Source organism: endosymbiont of Lamellibrachia barhami, assembly GCF_011947365.2.
In the GTDB taxonomy this organism is placed as follows: Bacteria; Pseudomonadota; Gammaproteobacteria; order Chromatiales; family Chromatiaceae; genus QGON01.
The window spans coordinates 1,854,827-1,877,780 of sequence record NZ_JAAVSH020000001.1; the positions used below are offsets into that span (position 1 = coordinate 1,854,827).

Sequence of the window (22,954 nt, forward strand, 5' to 3'; positions counted from 1 at the left end):
CCGCAATCGGTCTAACGCATCTCATTGAACACCCGCTCCCCCTGTTCCTGTTTGGCATAACGCGCCGGGTTTAATTGCGCCAGCTGACTGAAACTTTGACGCACCCAGTCGTCATAGACACCCTGCGCCGCCCGACGGGCGTTTTGCTCATGGGCCTCGATCGCCTTCTCCTCGAAGGGATATGCCTGCTCCTCGAGTAGCAGCTCATACTGTTCCAACTCTTCCGCCGAAAGCCCGGCAGGACGTTCCGATGTCAGCAGGGACTCGCCGAAGAGCCGATAGATCTCGGCCAAGCGGAAGGTTGCCAGGGTGGTCACATCGGCCTGGGCAAAACCCGCCGCCAGGTCATAGGCTTTGATGGCGCGCTGCATCTGGCGCTTTTTGCGCTTCAGACTGCGCGCCAAGGGTCGTTTCAGAGAGATTTTCACAAAGGCCGTGTATTCCGGTTCGGCCAGCCTCAACGCCGCCTGGGCGGCGAGATAGCGGCTGCGTTCACTACCGGCGGCACCAGCCTTGCGCTCAACAGCAACGAGCTGGCGCAACCAGTAGTCACGCTTGGCGGGTTCATGCAGCCGTTGATAGAGTTCCACCAACTGCTGGCGGGCCTCCATCGCCGGTTCCAGAGGCTGGGGGAAACGTTTTATGTATATCTTGAATGCAGTTACCGCCCGCTTGTCACTGCCTGCCTTCTGGTAGAGTTCCGCTGCCTGCCAGGCCGCCTGCTGCTGTACCTCTGTCGCCAGAGGCGCAACGGCAACCCGCGCGAACACCGCCGCAGCCTCCAGCGGCTGCCCATTTTGCAGATAGGCAAGGGCCAGTTTGCGCTCGACATCGATCGTCAGCTCATGCTCGGGATAGCGCTGACGAAATCCCTCCAATACCCCGGTAGCCGTCCCCCACTGCCCCGCAGCGATCAGGCTGGCCGCGCCATCGTATTCAGCAGTGGTACGAATCGACGCATCGGGCACCACCCGGCCCACGCGCAGATAGTGTTGGGCCGCTGCCGCTGCCTCGCCCTTTTCACTCAGGATCCGACCCTGCTGGTAGATAGCCGCCGCAAGCTTTTCCCGGATCGTCCCCTGCCCCGCCTTGTCCCCCGCCGACAGTTGCAGCAGCTTGTTGTAGCCGGTTTCCGCTTCAGCGTAGTCGGCCAATTCGAAGGCGGCGTGGGCAGCCACTGCCCAACTTACCCTTTGGCCCTTTACATCCAGCCCGGTTTTACCCTCCAGGCTGCGCTGCGCCACTTTTCTGGCCTGGCCATAATGCCCCAGCTGAAACAACTGTTGGGCGCTACGACTCAGCACCCCGGCGGTTCGTTTGTCAGCGGGGAAACGGTCAGCAAATCGCAAACCACTCTCTGCCCCCTGACGCTGCCACGCCTGGCGCTGGACCTCAGGCAGGAGCGACTTCTGTCGATCAAAGGCGAGCAGTGCCGCATAACCCGCCTCGGCGGCATCTTTGTGAGGTGGATAGTCGTAAGCAGTGCGCTGGTACTCCACTACCGCCTGGCCAAATTCACCCCGCTCAAACTGCAACTCCGCCAGTAGAAAGTTGATCCGACCGCTTTGTGCCTCGCCGGGAAAACGGCTCAGGTAGTGGCGATACCAGACAACCGATTCGCTGAACCAGGTATCGCGCTGCCCCTTTTTTACCTTGCCGGGCTGCTGTGCCAAGGCATGATAGTGGCTCGCCAGATCCCGCAGATACTTTCGCAGATGGGGGGTGAGGGCGATCCGGCTCTCGTGTTCCAGTCCTTTCCAGGCCTCACCATCCTGCCGGTAACGTTGCGCCAGCTCTCTTTTCGCCGCCAATGCCTGGCCGGGAAAACCGTGGCTCTGGAAACTCTCGATTGCCAGCAGTTGGAGCGACGGCGCCTGTGGATGGCTGGGACTCCGTCGCACGAATGAAAGATAGGCATCAGCCCCGTCGAGGACACGCTCCTGTTTGAGATAGAGGTTCCCCAGGCTGCGATAGACCCGATGCAGCCAGGGACGTTCGCCGTTTGACTGAAAATATCGGTCGATCCCTCCAGCGCCCCCCTGCTGGGTAAAACAGAGGCTGGTGACCCGCAGGGTATCCTGCATCAGCTCCCGGTCACTGGGCGTCAGGGTTTTGCTGTCGAGGCGGTTGAGCGTATCCGCACGCAGATCGAGCAGCGCCACGAAGGCATCCAGTGCCGCATCGAATTGTTGTTGCTTGAACAGTGCCCAACCGAGTTTGAACAGGGCCCGCTGGTGGAACGGCGAATCCCCACCCGCAGCAACGGCGGCAGCATAGGCTCGCTGGGCTGCGGCATAGTCAGCACGGGTGAACAACCACTCGCCCCGTCGAAACTGCGCCTCCTGGAAATAGAGACTCTCCGGATGTTCCCGCACCAGACGATCAAGGGTCTGCTGCGATGCCTCCAACCGGCCGACCAGCACTTCAGCCCGGGCCTGCTGATAGTAGAGCCGGTCACGCCCGGTTATGTCGTCATTCTGCTCCAATAGTTGCCGATAAAGTTTGATCGCACTGTCGAAGAGAACCTCCGCCGACAAACCTTGGGCCTCCCCTGCAAGCCGCCGTTCGCCCTGCCCCAGTTGCAGGTCCGCCAACCGCCGGGTCGCTTCATGGGTCAGCTCGGGGGGCGCAGGCTGCTGCAGCAGCGCCCGGTAGTCCTCCATCACCCTCTCAGGCGTCATTGCCTCGACCGGCGTTGCTTCCACCGCACTTTCCCGGCTCGGCAGACTGGCCAGAGTGGGTGGCTCGGGCTGCCGCTGCAACCAGGAGACACACCCCTGCAGCAGGGACAGGAGCAGTATCAGAGTCAGGACCTTCATGGTCTCGCCTCACTGCGGGCAGCGGCCCGGTCCTGCAGCTGAGCCAGCGCGAAGCGAGTCCGGATCTGCAGCGCCTCTAGGCCCTGCCGGCGCTGCTGCAGCGATTCGCTGGCCAGGCGATTCAGCGCTCCGGCCTGTGCCTTCAGGGTCACATTCACGCTAGATTGCAGCTCTGCAATGCGCACTTTCAGAGATTCGATGCGCCCCGAAAAACCTTCGAAACGGCCGGGCGCCTGCTCTAACGCCCCTTTCAACCTTTCACGAAGTTGCCGGCTCTGCTCCAGCTCATCACCTGTCGAACGGAGTAATTTGCTGAACTGCCACAGACGGGGTTTGAAGTCAGTCTCGACCTGCCAGTTCAGCAGCCCCTTCATCAGCCTTAGCCGCTGGCGTTTGCTCTCCAGTTGAACAGCGTCACCCATTTGGTTCATTTTCGCTTCAATCGCCTGCATACGGGCCAGTTGGGCCTGCTCTTCGGCATTGGCCAACCGCAGTGGCAGACTGTTGTCAGCCAGCTCTTTTTGCATCTCAAACAACTTTTCGCGACGCTGCTGCAAGCCCTGCAGACGCTGATCGGATAGCGCCGCCTCCACCCTTGGCAACTGCTCGGCATAGGCGGCCTGCCGCACCTCCAGCATGTGGTCGTAGGTCTCGATGGTGGTGGACCAGCGGTGGAGATTGGCGCTGAGAAAACCCACATCGACATAGTCGCCGTAGGCCTGCTGGAAGCGGTGCTTTGCCAGCAGTCCCCGTAGACGACGGCGCTGATCCGGATCGCCCGCCAACAGCAACCCGCCTGTTTCACCTCCCCCGTCGAGCGTCGACAGATCCGGCAGCAGCACACCCTTGGCCACTGCCTGTATCGACAGGCCCAGCTCGGTCAGCTCCGTCTGGTAAAATTGCAGCGCCTGGCGGTAGCGTTTGAGGGCCTCGGCTTCCGCCCCCAACTGCTGCAGCGCCTGGGGAGCCAGCAGCAGCCCCTGCTGCACTGCCGGGTCGTCCAGATCCCGTTGCGCCAACTCCATCCAGGGGGTCAGCGCCTCTTCAAACTGGTCTTGGTGGAAGGATGCCCAACCCAGCGCCAGCAGCGCCTGGTTGGAGTGGAGACCCTGCAACCGCACTCGCTGCAGCCGCGCCTGCGCCGCAGCACTCTCCCCGGCTTCGAGCAACAACTGTCCATGCAGCAGATTGGCGCGGTCGCGCAAGGCACGGTGCTCCTCATCATCGGCGTCGAGCCCGGCCAGCTGATCAAGCAGATCTCGGCCCTCCTGCTCACTGCCCTGACCAAGCTGCGCCAGTGCCCGGTTGAAGAGATGAAATCCCTGCCACGCTGACCTTCCATCAGGAGACACCAACCGCTGTATGGCGAGCGGGTGGTCACCCTGCGCCATTGCGATCAGACCGGCCAGCTCGCGCTGCTGTTCATGCAAATTATCGGGCAGAGCATCGCCGATGCGCGCGAAGGCTGCGGCCGCCCGTTTAGGCCGACCCTGCTGCTGATGCAGCCGCGCCAGCTGGAACCAGGCCCGGTCACGTACTGCGGGTTTTGCCGCCTTTTCCAGCAGCCGCTTGAACAGCTGTTCCGCCTCGTCGTAGAGACCGTAGGCGAGATAGAGCCCGCCCAGGACCAGCTCCGGCTCATCACCCTGGGCGGTCATCGCCCCCTTGGCTTGGGCCATTTGCAGGTGGGTAATGGCAGTGAAGTTGCGCTGTTGGAAGAGCTGGAACAGCGCCTCGCCATAGTGTAGATCGCGCACCCCGGTCTCGGCCGGTACAGATCCACCCAGCGTCGCGCTGCTCAGCAGAGCCCCCAGCAGGCCAACCCCCAGCCGCAAGATGAAACCTGCCTGGCTCACTCCCACTCCCGGACGTCAAACTCCGGCTGCTGCCTGGCTTCCAAATCAACGATCCGCAGCTCCAGCAACTTGGGGCTGACCCCCTTGGAAAAATTGAGGCTGGTGGCGCGACGATAGTCACGACCGGCAGGACCGATGCCGGTAAAGAAAGCAACCAGCTCATGCTCACCGCTCTTCAGATTGCCGAGAAAGAGCCGCTGCACCCCGCCACGGCGTAGCGCCGCCAGTTCCCGCTCGGTGTAGAGGTGGTTGGCCAACGCCTTGTCATCGATCTTCAACTGCACAGAGTCAAGGGTGAAGAACTCACCCAGGTCGAGAGAGAGGAAGACCGAGACCTGGGTGTGGCCGGGAAAAAGCAACTCTTCCTCCAACAAAAAGAGATCCCGGTTTAGCGCCACCACTGCCTTCTTCAGCGACCGCACCTGGCTCTGCAGGTCGGCGGGTTCGTCTGCCTGAGACTGGCCCACGATGGACAGGGACAGCAGCAGGGCTGACAACTGGAGGATTTTCGACAGTCTGGTTTTCATCAGAGCGTTCCATTGACGATGGGTTGGAAGGCAGTGAGCTGGTCAAGCATCGTCGCGTTGCCCAGTCCGTGGCCGGGAAACCGTCCGCTGAAATCACCCTGTTCCCCATGCAGTGCCATGTAGTTGAGCACCACTGTTTCCACCAGCAGATTGACGTTGTTGGCTGCGGGGGCGGCGCTGGTCTCCACCGAACCGTCGCCGCGAAAGAAACCGATCTGCTGGTGCTGCGCCTGCTGTTCCAGGGTGGCGCCGAGCAACCCGGGACGGCCCGCCGGATTGTAGACCAGGAAGCAGGAGGCTGCGGTTGAACCATTGTCGCCGGTCCAGACCCCTTTTCCTCGCCCCTCAATGGAGTTGTCCACCGCACCGTTACTGGCCACTGAACCGTCACTGAAAACGTAGAGCATCAATGGCACCCCTAGCCGCGCTGCATACTCCAGGCAGGCGCCCATGCAGCGTCCGGCGCGCAGATCACGGATCTCCCCCACCGACCGGTTGCCGGTGTGATAGTCAAAGCCACCCATGGTGATGGTGCCGGCGCCTGCATAACCGTTGAGCACCAGCTTCATCACCGAAGCGGTCTTGCGGAATTCGCTCTCCCCGTCGTACTCCGCCTGGCTGAATATCGGCCCGATGATGTCTGGATCCAGGGAGGGGTTGAGGGCGGCGGGGTCACCGTAACGGTCCACCAGGTCGGCACTCTTCACATAACCACAGCGCACCAGTTCCTTGATCACTGCGTCACTGCTGATACGGGTATCCACCCGATCCAATCGCATGTCACTGATGCGCTGGATCGACTCCATCACCGCCACCGCATCCCCCTGGCTGAGCAGCCCTACCAGTTTGCCGGTGTCCACCAGCCCGGTGACATCACTGGGGCGATCGACCTTGGTGGGACGCAGGCTGGGGTCGATCATTCCTGATGGCGCCACCGAATTGCCGCCCGACTCGGAATTGCGTGAGCCGATCAGGGTCAACAGCTCACCGTCGGCGCCTGCGCGGTTGATGCCGTACATCGGGTTGTGGGGGTTGTTGCCGGTATCGTTGTCGGAACGCGCCGGGATCACCGCACCGTTGATGTTGGCGGCGGTGGCGGGAGAGACCCGCTCCAGGATACCGCGCAGAAAGGCGCTGTCGGAGTGAAAACCAAGCCCAAGATCACTGTTGGTGAAATCACCGGATGCCGACTGGGGGTTGGCCAGCGGCGGGATCATATCGCCTGGCAGGCCGAGGCGGCTATATCCGGCGGTCGTGAGAAAATCGAGTTGCCCCCCCTGCCCACCCACCAGCACGTTGGAACCCGCAATATTAGCGCCACCGGCCAGGTCGAAACAGATGAAGGGAATCTTGCCGGCCCCCTGAACAGCAATGCCGCAGGACTGTTTCAGGGTCTCCAGATCACTGGAGAGGGCAGCACTGGCCTGGCGTGGATTGGCGAACAGTCCGAACAGTGTGGGCGCGGTCACCGCGCCAAGCCCGGCGGCCAGCCCCTGGCGGATGAAATCACGCCGGCTGACGGGGCGCGGATGGTCCGGGTAGAGCAGTGGCGTGTCCGGGGAGAGGTTTCTGACTCGTCGTTTCATCACTTTAATCCGTCTTATTGCAACAGCAGAACTGCACTGCCGAGCAGCGCGGCGCAGTTGGCTTTGACCACCACACCGGTGCGACCCGGTTCACAACCGGCACCACAGGCGATCAGCAGGTCTGTGAGTTGATTCAACTCAGTGCGCACATCTGTCTCACTGGGCTGATCTGCCAGGCCTCCGCCCAGCATCCGTGTCATCAAAGGATCAAGCATCAAGTCACGGCTGGTGGTAAAGGCGCTCTGCGGCTCGCTGTCGAAGGGGAAGCCGGGGAAGTAGCCGCTGCGCAAGACAGGGTCGTCCACCAAAGCATTGCAGTATTCGATCGCCAACTGCGACACCGCCACCTGATGGGCGGAGAGGAAACCCCCGATGGTCTCAATCGCCGGGAGTTGCTGTTTGACACTCTCGAAGGTGGCGCTCACCTCCGGGCGGGTCGAACTGACACCGGTCAGCGCTGACATGCTGGCGTTGATCTCATCAAAAGTGCGCAGCCCAATCACCGATTGCGGCTCGCCATCAGCAGGAGGTGGTGGGGCCAGCGGCAGCGGTTCCGTATAGACGTTACTCTGGCTGCCAAGCTGTTCGAAACTGAGGAAGAATTCATCCCCCGCCACGCCCAACTCACTGGCGATCGCCGTTCCAAGTGGCGACAGCAGTTGGCCCTGTTCGGCCGAATAGGCGCTGCCGCCAAGGGTGAGATCGAGATTGTCGTAGGCCTGGCCCACCTCCACCTCGCGACCGTTCATACCGAGGCGCATACCGACTAGGGGGAGACCCGTGGGTTGCACACCCGCATCCAAACTGATGAACCGGGGCTGGTTGAAGAGATAGCTGTAGCTATCGTACTGGGTGACTTCAAACAGGATGTAGCTCTCCGGCAAACCCACCAATTCACTCACGCTGAACAGCAGGAAGTACTTCTCCCCCACGCCGGCCACCAGGTTACGGTCGATCTGTTCAGGTGTCAGGGCGCGATTGTGGATTGCCAGCATTCGAAGTTTGCCCTGCCAGGGACGGTTTCCCGAAACCTCGTTACCCAGCACCAGGGCGAAGGTGTCATCCCAATCGTTCAGATTGCCACCCGGAACCGGGTCGAGATCATCGGTGAAGCGGCCATTGACGTAGATGCTACGACCATTGACCGGGTCGAAGGTAACTACCACATGCTGCTGAGTGGCCTGCAGGCGTTCATCCGCATCGGCGGTGGATAGCGCAGGTTCACCATTCGCTCCGGTCTGGTTGGAACGCTGCAGAAAGTCGTAGTTATAGCGGGTCTGGCCCAGGGTGAAGTTGCGGATATCTGTGCCGCCGGAATAACTGACAATACGAGCCGGCCCCTCCTGAGTCACATTGGCCGGCACCACCCAGGCCTCGATGGTGTATTCACCAGTGGCCTGAATCAGCTCATTCAGCTTGCTGCTGGCGCCAGTGGAACCCTGCGCCTTGCCGCCGCTGAATTCGAGTCCCCAGCCACCGACCCAGGCCACTTCGCCACTGAGGGTCAGATTGAGTCCCGGCTCCACACCGCTGGTGTCGAAGGCGATATCGCCTTCACCGGCCTTGAATTCATACAGGGCGATCTGATTGGTCTCGTGACGGCTGCCGCCGCTGGCGATCACCCCGTCGGCCAGGTTGAGGGCCTTGCTCAACACCAGCGCGGGATCAACCGGTGAGATCGGTACCTGGGCGGCAAAGGCGGCCACCTGGGCCTCCATGTCATCCGCATCCGCCAGGCATTCGCCGCTCCAACAGTTGTGAAACTCAGTACGCAACCGTACCACCAGGCGCGATGCCTCCGGCCGGTTCAGATCGAGCTTGGAAGCCACTGCCGCGTAGGCCACCGCCACATCGGGACCGGCAAAGTACGGGGCCTCTGGGGTGACGGCATTTTCGTTATGACACTCGGCACAGTGGCTGGTGAGCAGTGGATAGACAGTGACGGAGAAAAGACCGAAATCGTCCGGCAGGAAACGCGAGTCGCCCACTTCCTTGATCGGCGGGGCCTTGAGTTCGATCTGACGGCCGCCACCAATACCGCTGCTGTTGGCCCAGGCTTCGATATAGGCAGTGATAGTGTCTGCGCAGGCAATATCACTGGCAAGCCAGCAATTGTGCCCACCGCCTGTCTTGGTCACCAGACGTGAATCACCGGGGCTGACCAGATCGACCTGCGAATTGGCCGCATTGTAGGCCAGATTGACATCATCGTTGCGCGCAAACAGGGGCGACTGACCCCCTTCACCATGGCAGTTACCGCAACGGCTGGTGGAGCGCAGATTCTCCCACAGACTGATCCGAAACGCCTGGACATCACTGGTACGTGCCGCCGGTCCCTTGTAGCTGCTCTCCTCCTGAGCACTGGTGGACGGGATCTCGCTGGTGCTGACACCCTCCATGCAGCCATTCAACGACACAGCGGCGAGTAGCCATAACCCGCCAATCAACGCCATTCTCTGTTTAGCGCCTATCATCTTTAGCCTCATATCTTCGCTGACCACCCGCACCGCTCAATCACCCCGGCAATAGACCGCCGATTCGGCGAACAGTCGTTTCAGACTGTAGTTATCGGACTTGAAGGAAGCGCTCATGGTTTCGACCTGGGAAAAATCGGCGGCGTCCACCGGCTCCCGCAGGCAGACGCTCTTGAAGACCTTTTTTGCCTGACAGCTGGCGAATGCCTGGCTGTTGGCCAGTTCCACACCCATGGATTTGGCACCGTTGCCACCACCGGGCAGAACCGGATCCCAGCCAAGCAGGGCATTGGGTCCCGTGCGCCAGTAGTTGTCCCAGCGATCATCGGTCGTCACATAGCCATATTTGAAGTTATCGGCATTGATCAGGTACTTGGCTTGTACCACTCCCGGCGTATAGACGAGGCGACCTGCGCTTTCATCGAAGTCGTAGTAGGCATAGGCCTGGACCAGTGGATCCATGCCGGTGTGACAACCGATGCAGTTGTTGAGAAAGAGCCGGCTGTCGCCGCCTGGACTGCGGGGAATATCCTGACGGATGCGGTCAGCGGAGCGGGTGGTATCCTTGATCTGTTCCAGGTCGACACACAGATGATTCAACAGGGTGAATCGGTACATGGATCTGTTGGTACCGGCGGAAAAGAATGCCCTGGCCGCCTGCCGGGTGGTCACGATTCCGGCCGTGGCGGAGACCGGCAAACCACCGGCCAGCGACTGCTGTGTCGCCACCAGTCCTGCCTTGAGATCGATTCCGCGCTGCTCCAGCGCCTCATAGTGATCATTGTTTGCAGACGAATAGCCGGGCAGGCCCAAGGCCGGATCACCGATATAGAGCAGATCCGCTGACAACAGTTGGTTGAAGGGCACCTCATCGCGCACCATGCCGATCACTGTGGCGGTGTAGTCGTTGAGCGGCACGAAGCCGCTCTGCTCCTCATTGCTCCAGGGAGCGGCAAAATTCTTCAGGGTCACGTTGTAGAAAGCCGGGTTCTCCATGGCGATATAGGCCGCAGCAACCGGGTCGTTGTTGACGTTTATCTCCGTCTCCATTTGGTCCAACACCAACTGACTCGGCGGCACCCCCGCAATGCGATCGTGCATCCGCCGGGCCTGTTCCTTTGCACCCGCCAACAATGGGTGGGAGATAACGAGGAATAGAACCAGACAGCCCAGCATCAGTGCATCACTGACCGACAATCCCCTCCTTATATGTAGACCCATTTTTATCCTCACCTTGTATATATATCGAATGCCTTACGATAAAAATTTATTCTGCGCAATAAACGGAACTGCTTTTTATTATTCAAGCCAACCACATTGGCCAGTGATATTTTTCGATTAACACATACTCTGCTTACCGAATTAATATTTTCATTCACCCAATGTTTTTACTGGCAGATATTTATTATTATCAATTAAGTCTGAAGCACTCTTAATCTTCAGAATAAGACCTGGAAAATATCTCTTGAACTAAATAATGCAGGCATGGATGAGTTGTTTCTGTGACTTGGATACAAATCCCACCACACCCAATGTGACCACCTTTGCAGTTTTTATACGGCTCTCCCATTCATAATGAACTCACTTGGTTGAGCACGAATAAAAAGAGACGAATGCAAAAAACAAAGCACTGGCAAATCTTTGTTACCAACCCGGAAAAATATTTCGTTTGACATTTTTCTGCTCAACAGATCGGACCAATTCTTTAATTTAATAATGGATTATGGAGATCATCGACTGATGTTCTTGTTTACTTTTCTTAAGAAACATCCGACGGCATGCCGATATCTTTCCGGCATCCTGACTCCAATCTTATTGGTTGCCTGCGGTGGAGCCGAGCAGACAGCAGACCCTGTGGTAGTGGACCACCCGGTTGCCTATGTAAAACGTCCTGTCACCGGTATCGAACAGGAGGACATGCGCCGCCTGATCACCTTCAATGCCGGCGCCGATCTCTACCTGCGCGAGCGCGCATCACCCAGCGCAGATGAGCGCAATCTCACTCGTCAGCTCACTGGCGGGAAGGGGGACGTTCGGGATCTGCAGGTCTCCTATGATGGCGAGCGACTGCTGTTCTCACTTCGTCTGCCTCTGATCGAAGGTCTGGATGAGGCGGACCAGCCGAGCTGGAACATCTGGGAGTACCACCATGCCGACAATAGTCTGCGCCGCGTCATTATCTCCAATACCCATGCAGAAGCGGGCCATGACATCGCCCCCCACTACCTGCCGGACGGCCGGATCCTGTTCAGTTCCAGCCGGCAGAAAAGTGCCAGGGCGCTGCTGCTGGACGAAGGCAAACCACAGTACGCCGCGATCAACGAATCCGGCCAGGAGCCCATATTCGTGCTGCATGTGATGCAGGCAGACGGCAGCGAAATCCAGCAGATATCCTTCAACCAGAGTCACGACCTGGATCCCACAGTGCTGAGCGACGGACGGGTGGTGTTTAGCCGCTGGGAACGCAGTGGAAACGAGGCAATCGACCTCTATCAGATGAATCCTGACGGCACTAATCTGCAGCTTCTCTATGGCGCAGACAGCCACGCCACGGGAACTGATGGGGCAGCAGTGCAGTTCCTGCGCCCCCGCGAACTGCCTGACGGCGGCTTGCTGACCCTGTTGCGACCCTTCAACAACCTGGATGGTGGCGATCTGGTGCGGATCGATATCGATAATTTTGTCGATCACAACCGTCCGCTCAGCGGCGGCGAAACCCTGCCGGGCACAGCTCAACCGCCAGCCACGGTAAACCTGGTGCGCACCGATAGCGCCCCTTCCACCGGCGGTCGCTATCGTGACGCTTTTCCGCTCCGGGACGGCACAGACCGGCTGCTGCTGAGCTGGAGTCAGTGCCGCCTGCGGATCGAGAGTCTCACCCTGCCCTGTACAGAGGAAAATCTTGCCGACCCCCGCGCAGTGGAAGCCCCCCCACTCTACGGCATCTACGTCTATGACCCGGACGAGACAACGCAGATGCCAGTACTCAGCCCCACCGACGGAGTGGTCTACGAAGAGGTGGTGGCGTTACAGGCGCGCAACGCCCCCGCCATAATCTTTGACAATATCCCCGACATTCTGCTGGCGGAAGAGGGCGTAGGGCTGCTGCAGATCCGCAGCGTTTACGATCTGGACGGCCAGGACACCGCCGTTCCCGACCTGGCCACTCTGGCGGATCCGGCGCTGACCACAGCCGATCAGCGTCCACTGCGTTTCCTGCGTCTGTTCAAACCGGTGGCACTCCCCCCCGACGATCTGTTGGATATACCCGGCAGCGCCTTCGGTCGCAACCGAAGCCTGGGAATGCGCGAGATCCTCGGTTACGCCCCCATCGAACCCGACGGCTCGGTGAATATCAAGGTTCCGGCCGACACCCCCTTCAGCTTCAGCCTGCTCGACCGGAACGGGCGGCGGATCGGCGATCGCCATGACCACTGGCTGCATCTGCGTCCCGGCGAAACACTCACGTGCCACGGCTGTCACGACCCGGCGGATACCGTACCTCACGGCCGCAAGGACGCCCTGCCGGTGGCAGTCAACGTCGGCGCCCTGGGTGACGGCCTGCCCTTTCCCAACAGCGATCCGGCGATTTGGGCCAACCAGGGCGAGACCATGGCCCAGGCCCGCGGCCGCATCAGCTGCCAGAGTGACTGTGCCGCCCTCAGTCCCAACGTCGATCTGCTGTTTGAGGATCACTGGACCGACCCGGTTGTGCGGGCAAAGGATCCCTCTTTCAGCTATAGTTACGCTGACCTGAACGCACCGGCTCCCACCACCGAATCCTGCCAGCAGAACTGGTCCCGTCTCTGCCGCACGGTGATCCACTATGAACAACATATCCATCCTCTCTGGAATGTCCCGCGTCCGCTGCTCGACGCAAACGGCCAGCTGATCGAAGATCACCGCTGTAACCAGTGCCATGGAACCATCGACGAAAACGGCGCCCTACAGGTTTCCGCCGGCCAGCTCGACCTGAGTGACGGCCCTTCGGACGCTCAATCCGACCATTTCAAGGCCTACCGGGAACTGCTCTTTTCCGACAATGTGCAGGAGATCATCAACGGTCTGTTGCTGGATCAGCTGGTACAGGACACCGACGGCGAGGGCAACCTCCTGTTTGAAACCGACGCAGACGGCAATCTTATCCTTGACGCCGACGGCCTGCCGATCCCGATAATGGTGCCGGTACGCGCCCCCGGACCCTCGATGCGGGCCGGTTCCTCACAGACCAGCTATTTTTTTGACCGCTTCACGATGGGCGGCTCCCACGAAGGTTATCTGAGCCCGGCCGAACTGCGGCTGTTGTCCGAATGGCTCGACATCGGTGCCCAATATTGGAACAACCCCTTCGATATTCCCGTCGAAGATTGAACCCGATGGCCGCTGCCCGCCCTCGCTTATTTCTGATCTACCTGCTTCCGCTCTGGCTGTTGAGTACGCTTGCAGCAGCGGAAGAGCGCTACCGGGAGGTGGAGATCAGCGCGCCCTACATTGAGTTGCAGACCGGCCCGGGACGCGCCTTTCCCGCTATTCATGCCGTGGGGCGGGGCGAGCGGGTGGAGATCCTCAAACGCCGCACCGACTGGTTCAAGCTGCGTACCCACAAAGGCGTTGAGGGTTGGATCCATCTGGATCAGCTCAGTGGAAACCTCGACCATCAGGGCGAGCCGTTGCATCTGGATGCACCTCGACTGGACGACTTCAGCCGACGCCGCTGGGAAGCGGGCCTGCTGGGCGGATATTTTGAAGGCGCCGCCCTGCTCAGCACATACGGCGGCTTCGCCCTGTCACAGAATCTCAGTGCCGAGCTCGCCTTCTCCCACGCCTTGGGGGACGTCTCAAGCCAACTGATGGCAGACATAAATCTTGTTGCCCAGCCTTTTCCTGAGTGGAGAATCTCGCCCTTCTTCACCATCGGCACCGGCCTCATCCACACGCGGCCACGCAGCACCCTGGTGCAGAGTGAGGATCGCACTGACCAGACCGCCAACGTGGGACTCGGGGCGCGCTTCTACCTGGGACGCCGTTTCATGTTGCGCGGTGAATACAAAAATCGACTGGTGTTCACCAGTCGTGATGACAACGAGGAGTACTCGGAATGGAAATTAGGTATCGCTTTCTTCTTCTGAAAAGCCGGCCGATCAGACGATCTGTCGGCTTCTGGCTGCTGCTAGCGCTGCTGCCATGGCAATCCCTGTCAGCAGCCGGGGGGATGGAGAGCGGCAGGGAGCCGGTGATTCTACCCGACCTCGATCGGCGCGAGATCGTCGAGCCTGAGATCGACACCGAAGACTTCGAGATCAGCCTGTTTGCCGGTGCGCTCAGCATCGAGGACTTCGGCACCAACCCGGTCTACGGCGCGCGTCTCGACTACCACCTCAGCGAAGATTTTTTCCTGCAGGCGGATGCAGGCTACTCCCGCGCCAGCAAGACCAGCTATGAACTTTTAAGCGGTAGCGCGCAGCTGCTCACCGACAGCGAACGCGATTTCACCTACTACAACCTCTCTTTGGGTTACAACCTGTTACCAGGAGAGGTATTCATCGGCAAGGGGAGAGCCTTCAACAGCCATCTCTATCTGATCGGCGGCGCCGGCAACACCACCTTTGCCGGCGATGACCATTTCAGCATCAACCTTGGCCTGGGGTACCGTTTTCTGCTCACCGATGCCTTCGCCCTGCGTCTTGACGTGCGAGACCACCTCTTCGACAGTGACCTGCTGGGGGAGGATAAAACCACCCACAACATCGAGTTGAGCGGTGGCTTGAGCCTGTTCTTTTGAAATCAGGAGCCTTAAGAATGATAAACACTGCCAAACAACACCCAATATTAACCGCCCTGGTGCTAATGCTATCACTGCATTTCACCCCACTATGGGCGGCCTCTCAGCTGGCCCCCGACTTCACCTTGAAGAGTCTGAGCGGCGAGAACCTGCGTCTCAGCGAACTGCGCGGCGAAGTGGTGATGATCAACTTCTGGGCAAGCTGGTGCGGCCCCTGCAGACAGGAGATGCCGCTGCTTGAAGAACTTTATCAACGCTACCAGCCACTCGGTTTTACCCTGCTGGGGATCAACGTGGAGCAGGATGATGCCAAGGTACGCAAGCTGGCCAAGGAGCTGGGGGTGAGCTTTCCAATCCTGTTCGACAATGACAACCGGGTCAGCAAAAGCTATGCCGTATCCGCCATGCCGACCACCCTGCTGATCGACCGGGATGGCAATCAACGATTCCTGCATCAAGGTTTTCGGCCCGGTTACGAGCAAGCCTATCAGGAGCAGATTCGGCAACTGGTGAAGGAGTAGACCATGCAAGCGACCACTCTCTCTGCGGTGCTCTTAGTGCTGACATCATTGGCCGGTTGCGCCGTGGAACCCTGGGTCAAACCCTACGAACGGGCCAAGCTGGCCGATCCGATCATGAGCTTCAGTCGCAATCCGGTGGCAGAAAGCTACCTGCACCATGTCTATCAGGCACGAGAGGCTGCGCGCGGCGCCGAAGGTGGTCAGGGAGGCGGCTGTGGCTGTAACTGAGATCAAACAAACGAACCGACTGCTGCTGATCGGCAGCTTCGCCGTTGCCTTGCCGGTACTGGCGGCACAACTGCCAGAGGAGCGGGCGGATGCCATGTACCACCTCTACGACGGTGGCGGAGTGACAGTCAGCGGCCCCTCCATCCTGGTACGCAAGCAGTTTGGCGAGAGCCTTTCAGCCTCCGCCAACTACTATGTCGACGCCATCTCCAGCGCCTCTATCGACGTGGTGACCACCGCCAGCCCCTACACTGAAAATCGCACTGAAAACAGCGCATCGGTGGACTACCTGTATGGCAACTCGCAGATGAACCTCGGCTACACCAGCAGCGAGGAGAGCGACTACAGCGCCGATACGATCCATTTCAGTATCGGACAGGATCTGCTCGGAGACCTCACCAACGTTACCCTGGGTTACAGCCGGGGCAGTGATGAAGTACGACGCAACGGTGACGCTGACTTCAGCGACGAGGTGACGCGCAACAGCTTCAGTCTCGCCCTGAGTCAGGTGGTCACCGCCAACACCCTGTTCGCCCTCTCCTGGGAGACCATCGCTGACGAGGGTTTTCTCAATAACCCCTACCGCTCGGTGCGTTATCTCGATGCATCCAGTCCAACAGGTTACAGCTTCGAATCCGAAGTCTACCCCCGGACCCGTACCAGCAACGCACTGTCGGCCCGCCTGCGCTACCATCTGCCATATCGCGCGGCGCTCTCGGGGGAGTATCGTTACTTCACCGACACTTGGGGCATCACAGCCCACAACACCGAACTCGGCTACACTCACCCCCTGGGAGACAACTGGACCTTCGATCTCAGCTACCGCTATTACACCCAGAACGCCGCAGATTTCTACAGCGACCTCTTCCCGCGGGTTCAGTCACAGAACTACCTGGCGCGTGACAAGGAGCTGAGCAGTTACTCCAGCCACTCGGTCGGCTTTGGGATGAGTTACAAACTGCAGCGGGAGAGCTGGAAACTGCTGGACAGCGCCAGCCTCAATCTCGCCTACAACTATCTCTATTTCAACTACCGGGATTTCCGTGATATCAGCCAGTCGGAAGCAGTAGGACAGGAACCGCTCTACGAACTGTCCGCCAATGTGATGCGGCTCTATCTCTCAGTCTATTATTGATTGCAGCATTGGACGTTTCCGGGCGGGGCTAGAGTAAGAATGTAGGTCTGATCAAGCGTAGCGGATCGGGCATACCAACATTGACAGCGCGCATGGAATTGCCGGTTCCGCTACGCTTGAACCAGCCTACATCCATTGATGTGTTTCAGCATGTGGGATGGGGTGAGCTTGCGAACCACATCCTCAGGCACGCAGATAGGGAAACGCCAGAACCTCTTCGATAGACGCCACATCCGTCACTCGCATCAAGAGCCGGTCTATGCCCAGAGCAACACCGGCACATTCTGGCATCCCGGATGCCAGACCGGATAGTAAATTTCTGTCCATCGGCACTTTCGGCAAGCCCCTCTCTTCACGGGTCGCATTCTCCTGCTCGAATCTGCACTGCTGCTCCTGGGCATCGGTCAGTTCATGGAAGCCGTTGGCGATCTCAATCCCCTCCAGATAGAGCTCGAAACGCTCAGCCACGGCTGGCGTACCCTGGCGCACCTTTGCCAATGCCGCTTGACTGGCCGGATAGTCGAATAGAAAGCTCAGCCGCTCCTTGCCAAGGTGGGACTCGATGCGCTGGGTCAGCAGCAGGTCGAGCCAGGCATCCGCACTATCCAGAGACAGGGTTTCCGCATCGGAGATGCCCGCATCGATGGCGCATTGACGCAAGCTTGCAGCCGAAGCGGCATGCGGATCGATGCCAAGATAGCGCTGAAAAGCCTCCCCGTAGCTCACCCGTTCCACTGGCAGGGTGGATGGCAGTACGGCATTCACCAGGGACGCCACCTCATCCATCAGAGCAAGGTGGTCAAACCCCGGCCGATACCACTCAAGCAGGGTAAACTCCGGATTATGCCGAGTGCCGAGTTCCCCTCCCCGAAATACCTTGCAGATCTGATAGATAGGCCCGCTGCCCGCCGCCAGCAGGCGTTTCATGGGGAATTCCGGAGAAGTGTGGAGATAGAGGGTCTCCCCGCGTGCCGCACCGGGGCCAGTGTAACGGGTGGTGAAACTCTCTATGGCGGGGTCGGTCACCCCAAAGCGGGAGCAGACGGGGGTTTCGACCTCCAAGACCCCGGCCTGCCTGAAAAATGACCGGATACCCGCCAGCAGCCCCGCCCTCGCCCGCAGCATCTCCTGCGTGGCAACGGGGCGCCAATCCGTATTTGCCAAGTCGCCGGAAGTCAACCTTCCTTGACGCGGGAAACATACTCGCCGGTGCGAGTATCGACTTTGATCATCTCGCCGATCTGGACAAAAAGCGGCACCCGAACCACGGCGCCGCTCTCAAGGGTCGCCGGTTTGCCACCGCTGCCGGAGGTATCCCCCTTGAGGCCCGGGTCGGTATCTGTAACAGTCAGCACCACGAAGTTCGGCGGTGCAACGATGATGGGGGAACCGTTCCAAAGGGTAATGGTGCAGAGATCCTGTGCCTTCATCCACTTTATGGTATCGCCGACGGCTTTTTCGTCAGCACTGACTTGCTCGAATGTCTCGGGATCCATAAAGTGCCAGAATTCGCCATCAGCATAGAGATACTGCAGATCAACCTCCATGACATCAGCCGCTTCCACCGACTCGCCGGATTTGAAAGTCTTCTCCAGCACCCTGCCAGTCTTCAGGTTGCGGATCTTTACCCGGCTGAAGGCCTGGCCTTTGCCTGGTTTAACAAATTCGTTCTCAATGATGGCGCAGGGATCACCGTCCATCATGATCTTCAGACCGCCCTTAAACTCGCTGGTGCTGTAACTTGCCATGACTTCCTCACGAAACATATCGATTGCGGCGCATATCATACCTGAGAGCGGGTTAACTTTGCAGACTCCTCTTTGGCAGCAGGCGCTCAGCGAGGCATTTACCCGGCCGGCGACACTGCTGGACTACCTCGGAATCGAACGAGACAGCATTTCAGTGGAATTCGGCTCCGAATTCAGCATGCGCGTGCCCAGAGGCTTTGCAGCCCTGATGAGGAGAGGCGATCCAGAGGATCCGCTCCTGCGTCAGATCCTGCCACTTCAGGATGAGTCGCTGCATGCGCAGGGTTTCTCCCGCAATCCCGTCGGCGACCTGGAGGCCCATGCAGTTCCCGGACTGCTGCACAAATACCATGGACGCGCGCTGCTCATCACCACCGGCGCCTGCGCCATACACTGTCGCTACTGTTTTCGGCGCCACTATCCCTACGAAAACGGTAGCGCCACGCCTCGCCAGTGGGAAACGCTGCTCGCCTATCTACGCGAACATCCAACAATCAACGAGGTCATTCTCAGCGGTGGCGACCCGTTGATGCTGAGTGATGAAAAACTTGGCCGGTGGATGCAGCAACTCAGCGAAATCCCCCATCTGCAGCGCCTGCGTCTGCACAGCCGCCTGCCGGTCGTCCTTCCAGAACGCATCACCCCTGAACTACTCGCCCATCTGCGGGAAAATCGTCTCAAATCCGTTCTGGTGATACACGCCAACCACCCGCGTGAACTCTCCAACAGAGTGACCGAAAAGTTGAAGGCATTGCAGAAGGCCGGCGTACTGCTACTGAACCAAAGCGTGTTGCTGCGTGGCGTCAATGATCAGACAGCGGTATTGGTGGAACTCAGTGAACGCCTGTTCGAGGCGGGGGTCATGCCCTATTATCTGCATCTGCTGGATCGAGTGGAGGGAGCCGCCCATTTTGAAGTCGAGCAGGAGCGCATCCGCGCGTTATATAGTGGCCTGTTATCCCGCCTGCCGGGGTATATGGTCCCCAAACTGGTGCGTGAGACCGCCGGAGAGACGTCGAAAAGACCTGAAGGTTTCGATCTATCAGAACAATCCTCAATCCACTCCGATTCTTGTCAAACAACCTCACAATAGCCTCGTTGCATAGAAGAGGTGAGGCGGTCTGGTAAAACAGGTTGAGGAAGTTTCGGGACGAATGAAGTATGCCTGCGAGGCAATATCCCGCTGGTGGGTTGTGTCGAATTGTAGAGAAGACCGGTCAGGTCAACCCTGGCCGGTCTTCCAAAAGACTGCGGTGTAAAAATTACAGCGGCGTTACGTCTTCAGCCTGGGGGCCTTTTTTCCCTTCACCTACGGTGAACTGAACTGACTGTCCTTCCGCCAGGGTCCGGCGACCAGTCCCTACGATTGAGCGGAAATGAACGAAGAGATCGGCACCATTTTCCCTTTGGATAAATCCGTAACCCTTCTCATCATTAAACCATTTAACGGTGCCTGTTTGCTGTTCAGACATTTTGAAGAACCTCTGTAATGTTAGTAAAACAGCCCACTCAAACAGTAGACTAACATTCTGATTGTAGTTTTTTGCGTACGGATTAGCAAAAAAACTGACCTGCCAACTTTACCGACCGGACAAATGAAGCTTACAGGCACATGCGCCAAAAAAATATTTTATTAATCATGAAGTTATCAACCTTCAGGTGACACGAAAACCGCATGAGTTTCTCCGCAGGTTTGATGAAAAACCTCTAGTCGGCCAGAATCACCCTACCCGTCCCAAGCTTCTTCGCCCGATACATTGCTTTATCACAGCGATCGAGAAATTCATGCGAGGATTCCCCCAACCTGAACGCAGCAACACCCATTGAGGCAGAGACGTCAACCAGCGTCTCGCCAGTGCTCGGGCGCTTAAGCACCAGCTTCTTGATATTTTTCCGTAGATTTTCCGCCAGACTAAAGGCGCTGGTAATACTCGTTTCCGGGAGCAAGAGGGCAAACTCATCTCCCCCGATGCGGGCACTGCAATCACTCCCCTTGGTATGTGTTTTCAGAAGTTTCCCGATTGCGCTCAGTACCTTGTCACCCACGAGATGACCATGTGTATCATTGATCTTCTTGAAATGATCCAGATCCACCAGTATCAGCGAAAAGTTTGCTGCTCGCCGGCGCTCTGCATCAGCAATCAGATGATCCTGTGTTTGATCAAACCCCCGGCGGTTAAAGACTCCCGTCAACACATCGATGTATGCCACTTGCTTGGCAGACTCCAACTCATCCCTGAGTCTCTCCATCTCATCGGATGAGGTCGTCATCTGGCTCTCCAGCCGCTGGCTCTCCATCGCGAGTACACGAGTATCCGACATGATGTCAGTCACGACAGCGAGCACATCTTCAGCCTTCTCACTCTTGGCCAACCGATTGATATGTTGCTCGAGTTTTTCATTTGAGACAGCCGCTTTGCCTGCAAGATCCACCAGTGCACCGATAGTCTGGGCGACGATGGCAAGCAGCTCCTCTCGTAGATCTTGCAGAACCTCACCATCGCAACTGTAGAGGAAACGCCGGAAGAGTTTATCCGCATCCTCCTGTGACCAAGCTGCCTGACCCTCCAGAAACCTGTCGACTTTCTCTCTCAAACGGGCATCTCTTCCCGCCATATAATTGTAGAAGAGGGAGAAGTTGACAGGATTTATGGGAAGCTGATGTTTGGCGAGCAGCGGGATGGCCAAGCGAAAAAACTCACCGGCCTGATCCGGCGTATCGGGATGAAACAGTGCGGGGCTGGCACTTTCCTCTTTCTGTTCTTTCATAACGGATAGTTTAGCTAAATGGAGAGAAATCAACCGACTTTAAAATACCACTATTAACGATTCAGGTTAAGAACAATGCTTTCGTATTGCGCCTGTTCGGAAGGTTTCAGAAGGGTCATCCAGACAAACTAGCCACCTGTCAGTTTGTGTCCATGCTTGTCAATAATACGGTCGATCTCCTTTCTGGCATAGCGGCACAAACTGGCTTGAGCGTCACGTGATGCCGCCCTGCCTTCCGCTAAATCACCGATAATAATAATATTCTCATCGTTAAGTGTATTTGCGGGTTTCGTGTAGTTAAAGCTTCCGGCAATGATAACGCTGTCATCGATAACCATCAGCTTGTGGTGGAGCTTTCCGAGTCGCCCAGGACTCCAACCCCGCCCCTTTCGCGCCAGATAGACTTCGGCACCACTCTCGGCAAGTCCCTTGCTCGCGGCCCAGTACTGATTGCCCTGCCCTGCATCAAAGACGCCTCTGATCGGAATCCCCCCCAACCGGCGTGCAATCATGGCATCATCGATACCTGAGGACTTGGAGAAGGTAAAAATTGCAAAATCGATCCGCTCTCGCGCCTTGAGCATCTGCTTCATGATCTCCATCTCGGGGGAGTGGTCGGGCGCGAACAGGACCTTGACCCTGACACCCGACACATCGACCTCCTTCGGCGCTTTACGGCTTTTGAAGTGGCGTTTCCCAAAGGCACCACTCCAGATCTCACGGAATTCGCTGGCATACTCCCTAGCCACTTTCTGATCCTGGACAGTGACAAGATGATTCAGGTTTTTCTGGGTACCGGTAGGGGTGAAGTTGGTGGAGCCTGTGAGTACCGCACTACGATCCCGAACCATGAACTTCTGATGGAATATTCTGGGATTATAGTCGAGTTTTGCATTGATGCCTGCACGATGCAGGGCGTTTAACATCGAACGATTTTGCTCTTTTTTACCACACTGGACAAACACGTCATCAAGATCTTCGCGCTCGATGAGATAGTCCCCCTCGAGCACAAGCCTGACGCTAACCCCATTATGCGCTGCGTTAACCAAAGCCCGGGCTATCGGTTCAGACTCAAGTTCCTGAATGGCCACATCAAGCCTTTTTTGTGCCTGCTCGATAAACTCCACTATGGGAGATTCGAGATCATCCGGGCCGCCCAGTTCTTGCGGCCCCATATAGAGGCGGAGATCACCCAACTCGAGTGGCATTTACCTGACTCCTTTCAGTAATCGTGAACCAAGCATCCAGGATGCCGGAATAAGGAACTATTCTAGTTTTAACACTTAATCCTATAGCCTGCCAGCACGCATTCAAGGAGATATCGACAGGCTCAAAGCGACCCACATCTTCAGGCAATAAAAAAGGCAGAACCCTCAGGTCCTGCCTTTTCAAGTCCTCACCCCCCAAAAGGGAATGAGGCCTGCATTGCGTTCAATGCAATGCCAAATCGCAGCTCAATAACTTAGAGCGGTACGATGTTCTCTGCCTGGGGACCTTTCTGACCCTGGG

Annotated in this window: 18 protein-coding genes; 7 read left to right on the forward strand and 11 right to left on the reverse strand. The window is 58.2% G+C overall.

The genetic code is table 11. The annotated features are described in order from the left end of the window. Window positions 1–11: 11 nt before the first annotated feature. The 6 genes from G9Q73_RS08285 to G9Q73_RS08310 are packed head-to-tail and all read right to left on the reverse strand — an operon-like array spanning window position 12 to window position 10,483. Window positions 12–2,819 carry a tetratricopeptide repeat protein gene (locus tag G9Q73_RS08285; protein WP_246345132.1) on the reverse strand — a complete coding sequence of 936 codons (2,808 nt, stop codon included), beginning with the start codon at window positions 2,817–2,819 and terminating at the stop codon, window positions 12–14. Beyond that, a complete protein-coding gene (locus tag G9Q73_RS08290) occupies window positions 2,816–4,675 on the reverse strand; it encodes a tetratricopeptide repeat protein (RefSeq protein ID WP_177419366.1) in 1,860 nt (619 codons plus the stop codon). Before G9Q73_RS08290 ends, G9Q73_RS08285 begins: the two co-directional genes overlap by 4 nt. Continuing rightward, on the reverse strand, window positions 4,672–5,202 hold the full coding sequence (locus G9Q73_RS08295) for an AraC family transcriptional regulator (protein ID WP_177419367.1): 531 nt from the start codon (window positions 5,200–5,202) through the stop codon (window positions 4,672–4,674). Before G9Q73_RS08295 ends, G9Q73_RS08290 begins: the two co-directional genes overlap by 4 nt. Continuing rightward, window positions 5,202–6,788: a general secretion pathway protein GspF gene (locus G9Q73_RS08300; protein ID WP_177419368.1), complete on the reverse strand. Its 1,587-nt coding sequence runs from the start codon at window positions 6,786–6,788 to the stop codon at window positions 5,202–5,204. Before G9Q73_RS08300 ends, G9Q73_RS08295 begins: the two co-directional genes overlap by 1 nt. Before the next feature lie 14 nt (window positions 6,789–6,802). Then, window positions 6,803–9,241 (reverse strand): LamG domain-containing protein, encoded by a 2,439-nt coding sequence (locus G9Q73_RS08305; RefSeq protein WP_246345133.1) that lies wholly within the window; start codon window positions 9,239–9,241, stop codon window positions 6,803–6,805. A gap of 57 nt (window positions 9,242–9,298) precedes the next feature. After that, the gene (locus G9Q73_RS08310; RefSeq protein ID WP_304956580.1) at window positions 9,299–10,483 is read right to left on the reverse strand and encodes a hypothetical protein; all 1,185 of its coding nucleotides are present in this window, start codon (window positions 10,481–10,483) and stop codon (window positions 9,299–9,301) included. Window positions 10,484–11,002: 519 nt separating this feature from the next. Here G9Q73_RS08310 and G9Q73_RS08315 point away from each other — a divergent pair. From G9Q73_RS08315 to G9Q73_RS08340, 6 genes are read left to right on the forward strand one after another with little or no spacing between them, the layout of a single operon-like run. Further along, a complete protein-coding gene (locus G9Q73_RS08315) occupies window positions 11,003–13,633 on the forward strand; it encodes an HzsA-related protein (RefSeq protein ID WP_177419369.1) in 2,631 nt (876 codons plus the stop codon). Window positions 13,634–13,638: 5 nt separating this feature from the next. Continuing rightward, entirely contained in the window at window positions 13,639–14,391 is a 753-nt protein-coding gene (locus G9Q73_RS08320; RefSeq protein WP_177419370.1) for an SH3 domain-containing protein, read from the forward strand. After that, window positions 14,361–15,044 (forward strand): outer membrane beta-barrel domain-containing protein, encoded by a 684-nt coding sequence (locus G9Q73_RS08325; RefSeq protein ID WP_246345134.1) that lies wholly within the window; start codon window positions 14,361–14,363, stop codon window positions 15,042–15,044. The genes G9Q73_RS08320 and G9Q73_RS08325 overlap by 31 nt, the downstream gene beginning before the upstream one ends. Window positions 15,045–15,061: 17 nt before the next feature. Then, window positions 15,062–15,565 carry a TlpA disulfide reductase family protein gene (locus tag G9Q73_RS08330; protein ID WP_177419371.1) on the forward strand — a complete coding sequence of 168 codons (504 nt, stop codon included), beginning with the start codon at window positions 15,062–15,064 and terminating at the stop codon, window positions 15,563–15,565. 3 nt (window positions 15,566–15,568) lie between these two features. After that, window positions 15,569–15,793 (forward strand): DUF4266 domain-containing protein, encoded by a 225-nt coding sequence (locus tag G9Q73_RS08335; RefSeq protein ID WP_177419372.1) that lies wholly within the window; start codon window positions 15,569–15,571, stop codon window positions 15,791–15,793. Continuing rightward, window positions 15,780–16,928, forward strand: coding sequence for a DUF3570 domain-containing protein (locus tag G9Q73_RS08340; protein WP_369408859.1), 1,149 nt, complete (start codon window positions 15,780–15,782; stop codon window positions 16,926–16,928). The genes G9Q73_RS08335 and G9Q73_RS08340 overlap by 14 nt, the downstream gene beginning before the upstream one ends. 183 nt (window positions 16,929–17,111) lie before the next feature. Here the strand turns inward: G9Q73_RS08340 and epmA are convergent, their stop codons facing one another. Together epmA and efp are read right to left on the reverse strand one after the other, a co-directional pair. Then, window positions 17,112–18,092, reverse strand: a complete 981-nt coding sequence (epmA, locus tag G9Q73_RS08345) for an EF-P lysine aminoacylase EpmA (RefSeq protein ID WP_281397572.1) — start codon at window positions 18,090–18,092, stop codon at window positions 17,112–17,114. Window positions 18,093–18,103: 11 nt separating this feature from the next. Beyond that, complete coding sequence (efp, locus tag G9Q73_RS08350; protein ID WP_177421360.1) at window positions 18,104–18,676, reverse strand: elongation factor P; 573 nt, start codon at window positions 18,674–18,676, stop codon at window positions 18,104–18,106. A 58-nt stretch (window positions 18,677–18,734) separates the two neighbouring features. On the opposite strand from efp, the gene epmB reads away from it, so the two are divergent. Continuing rightward, window positions 18,735–19,769: an EF-P beta-lysylation protein EpmB gene (gene epmB, locus G9Q73_RS08355; RefSeq protein WP_246345135.1), complete on the forward strand. Its 1,035-nt coding sequence runs from the start codon at window positions 18,735–18,737 to the stop codon at window positions 19,767–19,769. Window positions 19,770–19,938: 169 nt separating this feature from the next. Here epmB and G9Q73_RS08360 read toward each other — a convergent pair whose 3' ends face one another. The 3 genes from G9Q73_RS08360 to G9Q73_RS08370 form a co-directional block, all read right to left on the reverse strand. After that, complete coding sequence (locus G9Q73_RS08360) at window positions 19,939–20,148, reverse strand: cold-shock protein (protein ID WP_177419375.1); 210 nt, start codon at window positions 20,146–20,148, stop codon at window positions 19,939–19,941. A gap of 235 nt (window positions 20,149–20,383) precedes the next feature. Next, window positions 20,384–21,445, reverse strand: a complete 1,062-nt coding sequence (locus tag G9Q73_RS08365) for a GGDEF domain-containing protein (protein ID WP_177419376.1) — start codon at window positions 21,443–21,445, stop codon at window positions 20,384–20,386. A 128-nt stretch (window positions 21,446–21,573) separates the two neighbouring features. Next, window positions 21,574–22,653 (reverse strand): phospholipase D-like domain-containing protein, encoded by a 1,080-nt coding sequence (locus G9Q73_RS08370; protein ID WP_177419377.1) that lies wholly within the window; start codon window positions 22,651–22,653, stop codon window positions 21,574–21,576. Window positions 22,654–22,954: the final 301 nt, after the last annotated feature.